At 68.1% G+C, this 8,445-nt stretch carries 7 protein-coding genes and 1 rRNA gene; 3 read left to right on the plus strand and 5 right to left on the minus strand.

Annotated features, from left to right (window positions below):
- From ACXR8F_RS21430 to ACXR8F_RS21450, 5 genes are all read right to left on the minus strand, one after another.
- Positions 1 to 97, minus strand: a 16S ribosomal RNA gene (locus ACXR8F_RS21430); the annotation flags it as partial.
- 423 nt (positions 98 to 520) lie between these two features.
- Positions 521 to 1,465, minus strand: coding sequence for a glycosyl hydrolase family 32 (locus ACXR8F_RS21435; RefSeq protein WP_458803613.1), 945 nt, complete (start codon positions 1,463 to 1,465; stop codon positions 521 to 523).
- A gap of 3 nt (positions 1,466 to 1,468) precedes the next feature.
- A complete protein-coding gene (locus ACXR8F_RS21440) occupies positions 1,469 to 2,317 on the minus strand; it encodes a carbohydrate ABC transporter permease (RefSeq protein ID WP_458803619.1) in 849 nt (282 codons plus the stop codon).
- A 104-nt stretch (positions 2,318 to 2,421) separates the two neighbouring features.
- Positions 2,422 to 3,387 carry a carbohydrate ABC transporter permease gene (locus ACXR8F_RS21445; RefSeq protein ID WP_458803614.1) on the minus strand — a complete coding sequence of 322 codons (966 nt, stop codon included), beginning with the start codon at positions 3,385 to 3,387 and terminating at the stop codon, positions 2,422 to 2,424.
- A 9-nt stretch (positions 3,388 to 3,396) separates the two neighbouring features.
- Positions 3,397 to 4,692 (minus strand): ABC transporter substrate-binding protein, encoded by a 1,296-nt coding sequence (locus ACXR8F_RS21450; RefSeq protein ID WP_458803615.1) that lies wholly within the window; start codon positions 4,690 to 4,692, stop codon positions 3,397 to 3,399.
- Between the two features lie 228 nt (positions 4,693 to 4,920).
- On the opposite strand from ACXR8F_RS21450, the gene ACXR8F_RS21455 reads away from it, so the two are divergent.
- The 3 genes from ACXR8F_RS21455 to ACXR8F_RS21465 form a co-directional block, all read left to right on the plus strand.
- Positions 4,921 to 5,943, plus strand: a complete 1,023-nt coding sequence (locus ACXR8F_RS21455; RefSeq protein ID WP_458803616.1) for a LacI family DNA-binding transcriptional regulator — start codon at positions 4,921 to 4,923, stop codon at positions 5,941 to 5,943.
- 143 nt (positions 5,944 to 6,086) lie between these two features.
- Entirely contained in the window at positions 6,087 to 7,985 is a 1,899-nt protein-coding gene (locus ACXR8F_RS21460; RefSeq protein WP_458803617.1) for a hypothetical protein, read from the plus strand.
- Positions 7,986 to 8,054: 69 nt separating this feature from the next.
- Positions 8,055 to 8,445 (plus strand): hypothetical protein (locus ACXR8F_RS21465; RefSeq protein ID WP_458803618.1); only part of this gene is annotated, 391 nt, incomplete at its 3' end.

The raw sequence follows: 8,445 nt of genomic DNA on the forward strand, positions 1-8,445 counted from the left end.
TGATCAGACCAAGCAAGCTTGATCGTCACCGTTCGACTTGCATGTGTTAAGCACGCCGCCAGCGTTCGTCCTGAGCCAGGATCAAACTCTCCGTTGATGTTCAAACACCCACCCCGAAAAGAAGTGAGCAAACTTTGAACCCCTGAAGGGTCCGAAAACCTGACTGAAGTCGAACAACCAGCTCAAAAAGCTAGAAGTTCAATTCAACCAAAGGATAATTCGTCCAAGACACCACACACCCACCCACTATCGAGTGGCCGTGCCGCGCCTCGGGACGAGGTAATTGGCATCGATTTTTGACACGCTGTTGAGTTCTCAAGAATCGGACACACACCATCAACCACCTCTACGAGGAGGCCTCCGGGGCAACCCTTCAAACTTACCCGCTAGTAGCTATCAGGACCAAATCCGGCGATCCGGCCTTCAGGCCGTCCCAGCAGGTCCTGCGCAGTCCCAGCGGTTTCTGCTCGAGCAACTCTACACGAGCTTTGGGGGTGCTCTGACCACCTCCCGAAGCGCCTCACGACAGGCGCAGGCGGTCGCCCTCCCACGAGACGGCATACGGGTCGGTGATCTCGCCGACGAAGGCGCCGTCGCGGTCGTGCACGAACGCGAGGAACTTCGTCTCCCCTGAGCCACGCTCGGTGACGAACTTGCCGACGTAGAGGCTCGAGTCGTCGATGACCTGGGCACCCGCGATGTCGTAGGGCCCGAGCGGCGACTTGGCGTCGGCGACCCAGACGCCGCCCGCGAGACCCTCGGCCCGAGCAGCCTCCGGCATGTCTCCCACCAGGCAGTTGAAGAGCAGCACCTGGCGGCCGTCGACGACGAAGGGCTGCAGCACCTCGAGCTGCCCGAACCCCTGCCCCGGCTCCGAGAGCGGCTCCCGAAGCTCCCAGCTCTCCAGGTCCGCGGACCATGCGTGCCCCACGACCCCACGGTCCACGGGGTCGCCGTGGTTGGCGCGCGCCGTGATGAGCATGTGCCACCCGTCGCCGTCCGGGTCGGCGAACACCCACGGGTCGCGGAAGGCTTCGTCGTGCCAGTGCCCGTCGGAGAGCTTCTCGTACCACCGGGCATCCGCCTCGAGCACCGGGCCCGGCGCCTTGTCCCACACGTAGAGGTCAGACGAGACGGCATACCCGATGGACTGCACGTTCACGCCCTGCTCGTTGAGCCGCGCGCCTGTGTAGAACATGAACCAGCGCCCGTCCGGGTGCCGCACCACCGACCCGGTCCACGTCGCGAGGTCGTCGAACGCCGGCGCGTCCGAGCGCACGAGCGCGTCCGTGACCCGCTCCCAGTGAACGAGATCAGAGGACACCGCGTGCCCGACCGACGCCCGGTGGTGACGGGCATGCGGGTCGCGCAGCGCACGCGACGCGTAGAGGAAGAACAGGTGGTACTGCTCGCCGTCGTCGACGGTCCAGAAGTCCCACACCCACGCCTCGGGAAGCTTGAACACGAGTCAGCCTTTCACGCCGGAGGAGGCGATGGAGTTGATGAACGAGCGCTGGAACGCGATGAAGAGGACCAGTACGGGCGCGGTGATCATCGACGCGTACGCCATGATCTGCCCCCACGAGGTGTTCAGCTGCTTGAAGTAGTCGATGCCCACCATGACCGGGCGCAGCTCCTCGCTCTGCACCGACATCAACGGCCAGAGGTACTGGTTCCACGTCGGCAGGAACGTCAGGATCGCGACCGTCGCGACCGCCGGCCCCGACAGCGGCATCACGATGCTGCGGTAGATGCGGAACCACCCCGCCCCGTCGACCTTCGCCGCCTCGTCCAGCTCCTTCGGGATCGAGTCGAAGTACTGGTAGAAGAGGAAGATCGAGAACGCGTTCGCGATGAACGGGATGATCTGCACCTGGTAGGTGTCGAGCCACCCCTCGGTCAGCCCGTCGGGCCCGAGGAACGGCAGCTTGTTGACCCACCACAGCAACGGCAGCGCCAGCGTCTCGAACGGCACGATCAGCGTCGCGAGGATCAGCCCGAGCACGAGCCCGCTGCCCCGGAACTTGATGCGCGCCAGTGCGAACGCCGCCATCGAGTTCACGACGACCCCCAGCACCACGGTGACGACCGTGATGACGACCGAGTTGGTCATGAACTGGGCGAAGGGAACTCTCCCGAAGACGCCCGTGTAGTTGTCGAGCGACACGTCACCGACCGGCAGGAACGCCTTCCAGCTGCCGAGGTCGCCGAAGATCTGCAGGTCGGGCTTGAAGCTGCTGACGAACATGAAGAGCAGCGGCAGCCCGAAGACGAGGCACAGCACGAGCCGTCCCACGAGGGCGAGCGGCTTGCGCATGCCGGGTCGCCCGTCTGTCGTGCGGCGGCGCGGTGTCGCTGAGGTCGAGTCCGCCACGTGGGCGAGGTGGTCGGCTCCGAGGCCCGGTGCGGTTGCGGTGCTCATCAGGCGTCCTTGTCTCGGGTGAGGTGGCGGTTGACGAGGGTGACGGCGAGAACAAGCACGAAGAAGACGAGCGAGATCGCCGACGCGTAGCCGGTCTGCTGCTGCTGGAAGCCGGTGCGCACCGCCATGAGCACGACCGTCGACGTCGAGTCGAGCGGGCCGCCCTGGGTCATGATGTTGACCTGCGTGAACAAGGCGAACGCCGAGATCGTGATGGTGATGAGGATGAAGGTGCGCGTCGCCCGCAGCCCTGGCCACGTGACGTAGCGGAACTTCTCCCACGTGCCGGCGCCGTCGAGCTCGGCCGCCTCGTAGAGGTCGCCCGGGATCGTCTGCAGCCCGGAGAGCCAGATGACCATGTGGAAGCCCATCGCCTGCCACGCCGACATGAGGATGATCGCGAGCAGTGCCGTCTTCGGGTCGCCGAGCCAGTCGGGCCCCTCGATGCCGAACTTCAGCAGCACCTGGTTGATGAGGCCGTTCTTCTGGTACATGAACAGCCACAGCATCGACACGACGACCATCGACGTGACGACCGGCAGGAAGTAGATGGTGCGGAAGAAGTTGACGCCGCGCATCTTGACGTTGACGAGCAGCGCCAGCCCCAGCGCGCACGCCGACTGCACCGGCACGATGATCGCCGCGAAGATGACCGTGTTGCGCAGCGACGCCCAGAACGTGTCGTCCTCGAAGAGCCGCACGAAGTTGTCGACGCCGATGAACTCCGCCGGCCGCGGGCTGATGAGGCGGGCGTTGGTGAACGCGAGCCCGAAGGTCAGCCCGATCGGCACGAGCAGGAACGTGATGAGCAGGATGCCGGCGGGGGCCAGCATGAGCAGCGCCGTCGTCGTCGACGAGCGTGAGCCCTTCACCGGGGTGCGGGTCGAGCCGGGCTTGTCGCCTCGCCTGGCCGCCCGCCCCCGTCGCGTCGCCGAGGCGCTCTCGGCCGAGGTGATGGTCGTCATGTCAGTCACTCACTGGAAGTAGCCGTTGGACTTCTGGTTGGCGTCGATGTCCTTGACGGCCTGGTCGAGCGCCTGCTTGGGGTCGGCGCCGTTGAGGATGTCCTGCGCGGTCTTCGTGAACTCCGTTGCGATGAAGGGGTATCCGGGCGTCACGGGACGCAGCACGGCGAACTTCTTCGCGTAGTCGAGGAAGACCTGGTTCTCCCCGCCCTTCTCGTAGCCCTTCACCTGCGCGGCGGCAGCATCGGTCGCCGGGATGTTGTTCGTGTCGCGGGCGACGCTCGCGACGTACTTGTCCTGCGCCGCGAACTTCATGTAGTCGAGCGCGCCGGCCTGGTCGGTGCAGTTCTGCGAGATGCCCCACTGCCACGAGCCGCCACCGATCTTCGGGCCGTTGCCGAGGTCCGGCGGCGGGAGGAAGAGCGTGTCCTTGCCGAAGGCCTTGCGGGTGTCGACCGCGGTCCACGTGCCGTTGTAGAGAATCGCGGACTTGCCGTTGATGAAGTCCTTGGCCGGGTCGGCGCCCGACTTGAGCGGCACGAGGCCGTCGGTGACGAGGCCGCGGAACCACTTCGCCCACTCGACCGCCTTGGGGCCGTTGAGCGCTCCGTCGGCAGTCTTGTAGCCGTCGCGGTTGACGAGGTCGCCGCCGAAGCTCTGCAGCATCGGGGAGTACGCGTAGGGCCACCACTCGCCGGTGAAGCTCGTCGCGATGTCGAGCGGGTTCTGGAAGTCGCCGGACGCCTTGAGCTTCTTCAGGGCCGCGGTGAACTCGTCCTTGGTCCAGGGCTGCTCGACGGTGGGGACGCGGATGCCGTACTTGTCGAGGATCGTCTTGCGCGTCACCATCACGAGCGCGACGTCGTAGTAGCCGTAGGAGTACGTCTTGTTGTCGTACTTGCCCAGCACGGTCGGGAGGTACTTCGACAGCGTGTCGTCGAGGCCCTCGAGCGGCGCGAGGTAGCCGGCCCACGCCCAGTTCGGCACGTTCGGGCCGTCGATGTCGAGGATGCACGGGAGCTTCTTGCTGGCCGCGGCCGCGACGACGGACTGGTTGTAGGAGTCCTGCGGGAACGCCTGGACCTTGACCTTGTACTTGCTCTGGCTCGCGTTGTAGTCGGTGACGATCTGCTGGATCGCCGCGAGCTCGGCCTTGTTGCCGGCGTTGTGCGTCCACATCGTCAGCTCACCGCCGGCACCGCCGGAGCTCGAGCTGCCGCCCTTGGTGCAGGCGGCCATGGACAGGGGCAGCGCCGCGGCGAGCAGGCCGACGGCGATGCGCTTGGGGGTGGGGGTGAGCTTCATCGATTCCTCCGGGGTGGTCAGGTCAGCGCCACTGCTAAAACCTTTCAGCACGAGACGTTAGGGCATCCGTCAGCGATGGCACAAGGGGTTGCTAAAACCTTTTCACCAGCAGGTATGCCGGGAGGACCTCCCTACCGTGGGGTACGCTGGCCCACGCGCCCCTGGAAGGGCGCACCCGGCATACGCACGGTCGCGACGACGCGACGACGCGACGACCAAGGGGGGCCAGTGAACAAGCGGACGACGCTCGCCGACGTCGCCGAGCGGGCGGGGCTGTCGAAGACGGCCGTGAGCCTCGTGCTCAACAACCGGCCCGGCTCACGCCTCTCCGCCGACGCCGTCGCTCGCATCCACGAGGCCGCCCGCGAGCTCAACTACCGGCCCAACCCCCAGGCCCGCTCCCTGCGCCTCGGCACCACCGGGACCGTCGGCTTCATCTCCGACGACGTCACCGTCACCCGCTTCGCCTCGGCGATGATCCGCGGCCTGCTCGACGCCGCCGACGAGAGCGACCGCGGCGTCCTCATCGCCGAGACCTTCAACCACCCCAAACAGCTGCGCAAGGCGCTCGACTCCATGGCCGACCGCCAGGTCGACGGGCTCATCTTCGGAGCGCTGTCGGCACGCCTCATCGAGCTCCCGCCACTGCCCGACGGCATCCGCGCCGTCACCGTCAACTGCGTCAACCCCGAGGTTCCCGTCTCCGTGCTCCCCGACGAGGACCAGGCCGGGTATACCGTCACGCGCCACCTGATCGACGCCGGCCACCGCGACGGCATCGCCATCATCGGCAACGCCCCCATCGCACGCGCCGACCCGAACGTCTCCGTCACGATCGGACGCCGCTTCGACGGCATCCACCGGGCACTCGACGAGGCCGGCGTCACGCCCGTCGCCGTCGCCGACATCGAGCAGTGGGAGCCCTGGAACGGCTACGACGCGACCAAGCAGGTGCTCGAGTCCGGCGCCCCAGTGACCGCACTGCTCTGCCTCAACGACCGCGTCGCCTTCGGAGCCCAGCAGGCCATGCAGGAGAAGGGACTTCGGATCCCTGACGACCTGTCGGTCGCCTCCTTCGACGACGACCAGATCGCCTCCTACATGCGGCCCGGACTGACCACCGCCCGGCTGCCCTACCTGGAGATGGGGCGACGGGCCCTCGAACTGCTGCTCGACCCCACGAGGACGCCGGGCGAGCACCTCGTCGAGATGCCGTTGCAGGTGCGCGCGTCGGTCCGCGCTCTGGGCTGAGGGCTTCTGGGGATCCACAGGTCGTGCCGGCCGCTTCGGCGTCGTCCACAGGCGTGCGCGGCGGCCTCCTGACCGGCTCGCCCGGGTGCGAGGATGGGCGCGGGCCGAGGCACACGGCATACCCAGTCGGAGGGAGCGACCGCGTGGGCAGGCGATCGGGCAGGCGACGTCACGGTGACGCACGGCTGCGGGTGATCCACGGGGAGGGCCAGCCCAAGCGCGGCACGACTCTCGTGGACGACGCGATGCAGCCGCTCATGGTCGACCTGCGGCGCGGCCTGCGAGCTGACGACCCCTGGCCGCTCCTAGAGTGGGTCTCCGCCATGATCGTTGCCGCCCAGGCCCCCCGCCAGTCCGGTGACGAGCCGCTTGGCCTGGCGCCGCTCGTCGAGTCGTTCATCGGTGTCGACCTCGCCGAGACGACCGCGGCGCTCTCCGTGCTCGCGGTGCTGCTCGACGACGCCGACATGGTCACCGACATCGAGCAGGAGCTCGCACACCGCACGCAGCCGATGCCCCTGTGGCTCAGGGGACTTCGCGAGACGCGGGTCCTCGACGCACGGCTCATCGACATGCCCGATGCCAGGGGACAGGATCTCCTCCTGGGGGTGGACTGGGCGGGTGGGGGCACCGGCACCTACGTCGTCTACATCGACCACGGGCGCGGGACGGTCGTGAGTGACGCCTTCCCGACTCCGGTGAGCATCGACGTCGTGGTCGGCCAGTTCCGCACCATCGACGACCCGATCGCGCGTGGGTTCGGCTTCGACTCCGAACAGCTCGAGCTCGCCGACGCCCGCGCCCTGGTCGGAGAAGCCCTTGACGCGACCACGGAGGCTCACCACGACCCCGAGTCGGAGACCTGGCCCGCGGGCAGGCCGCTCCTCGACTGGTTGCTGCGGACCCTGCCCGATGGTGGGGTCGGCTGGGCGACTCGAGAGCGTGCACCGTTCGACGACGAGGACGACGCGTACGACCTGGGTGACCTGGGTGACCTCGATGACTCCGACGACATGGTCGAACGTTTCGTCGACGCCATGCTGGCGCCGGTGGATCACCTCGTCGACGAGTTCGCGGCGTCCGACATCGCACGCTCCGCAGGGGTGGACGTCCTCGACGACGCCGCCGACCGGGCCGCTCTGGCGCTGGTGTGCGCGGGCGGGGACAGGCAGTCCGACAAGGCGATGCTCGCGTGGACTCCTGACCGGGTCGAGGACCTCCTCCTCGGCACGCTCCCGCGCTCCTATCTGGTGGGCGACCGGGTGGGGCGCCGCGTCCCGACCGTGGTCGCCTCGTTCGCGCGGTGGTGTCTGGACCGCACCGGCGCGCGGAAGGACCAGATCGCGCATGTCCAGGACGCCGTGGAGCGCTGCCGATCGGCCTATCTCGCGCTCGTCAGCTCGCCCGAGGCCACGCGGCTGCGGCTCGCGGTGCAGGACTACGCGCATCTCCTCGGCGACCCCTTCGGCATGGTGCCGGTCATCGACACGCACGACGACTCCGACTGGAGCGAGTACGTGCTCGACCACCTGGCAGAGTCGGTCGACGGTCGCGACGCCCTCCTCGTCCTGGACACCGCGCCGCTGCCCGACGAGGACCTCGACTGGTCCACCGTGCCCGAGGACATCCGCGAACCGGTGGCCGAGGTGCTGGGTCTGCTCGACCGGCTCGCGGACGAGCACTTCGACGTGGAGCTGCGCACCGCCCAACGCCGGTTCCTCTCGGCGGTCGTCGCAGGCGACCCCGACATCTTCCGGCGGCGCGGCTCCACGGCCAGCGCGGCTGCCGTCATCGCCTGGCTCGTCGGGCGCGCCAACGGTGTCATCGGCAGCGGCGGCAGCAGCATGCCGGCCGGTGACCTCTGGCCGTACTTCGGCCTCAAGAGCGGGGCGTCGCAACGAGGGCCGACGTTCCGCCGAGCAGCCGGCCTCGAGGCTTATCGGCTCACCACCACCCTGGGTCGTCCGGAGTGGCTGACGTCAGCTGCCCGCAGACAGATTACTGAGAGGCGCGACCTGGTGCAGAGCCGCCGCCCTGTCTGAGACGGAGCCTCGTCGTTCGAGCATCACCATCGCCGTTGGACTGTCGGTGGTAGCACATATGTTCGACTCATGGCATCGGAACCGTCGACGCTCGAGCTCCTGAGGAGCCGGCTGGCTGACCTCGAGGAGCGTCAGCGCGCGGCGGGTGGCGTGGCCGAGGCGGGGTTCTGGCAGCTGTTCTCGGGGCGTATGCCGTCCGCGCCGTCCCAGCCGGCGGCCTCCGAGCCGGGCGGGCGGGGGCGCGTCAGGGCGGCGGCCCGGGTGGCGCCTGAGGCCCGGGTGGCGTCGCGGCCGCGGGGGGCGTGGGCGGGATGGTCCGCGGAACAGCTGGAGGCGGTCGACCTGCTCGCGATGCCGTGGCTCGACATGGCCGGCTACGAGGAGATGGTCAACGACCCGGTGTGGATCGAGTCGATCGAGGCGCACATCGAGGCCAGGTCCGAGGCCGACGCCTCAGCGG

This window comes from Terrabacter sp. AAH1 (genome assembly GCF_054456855.1).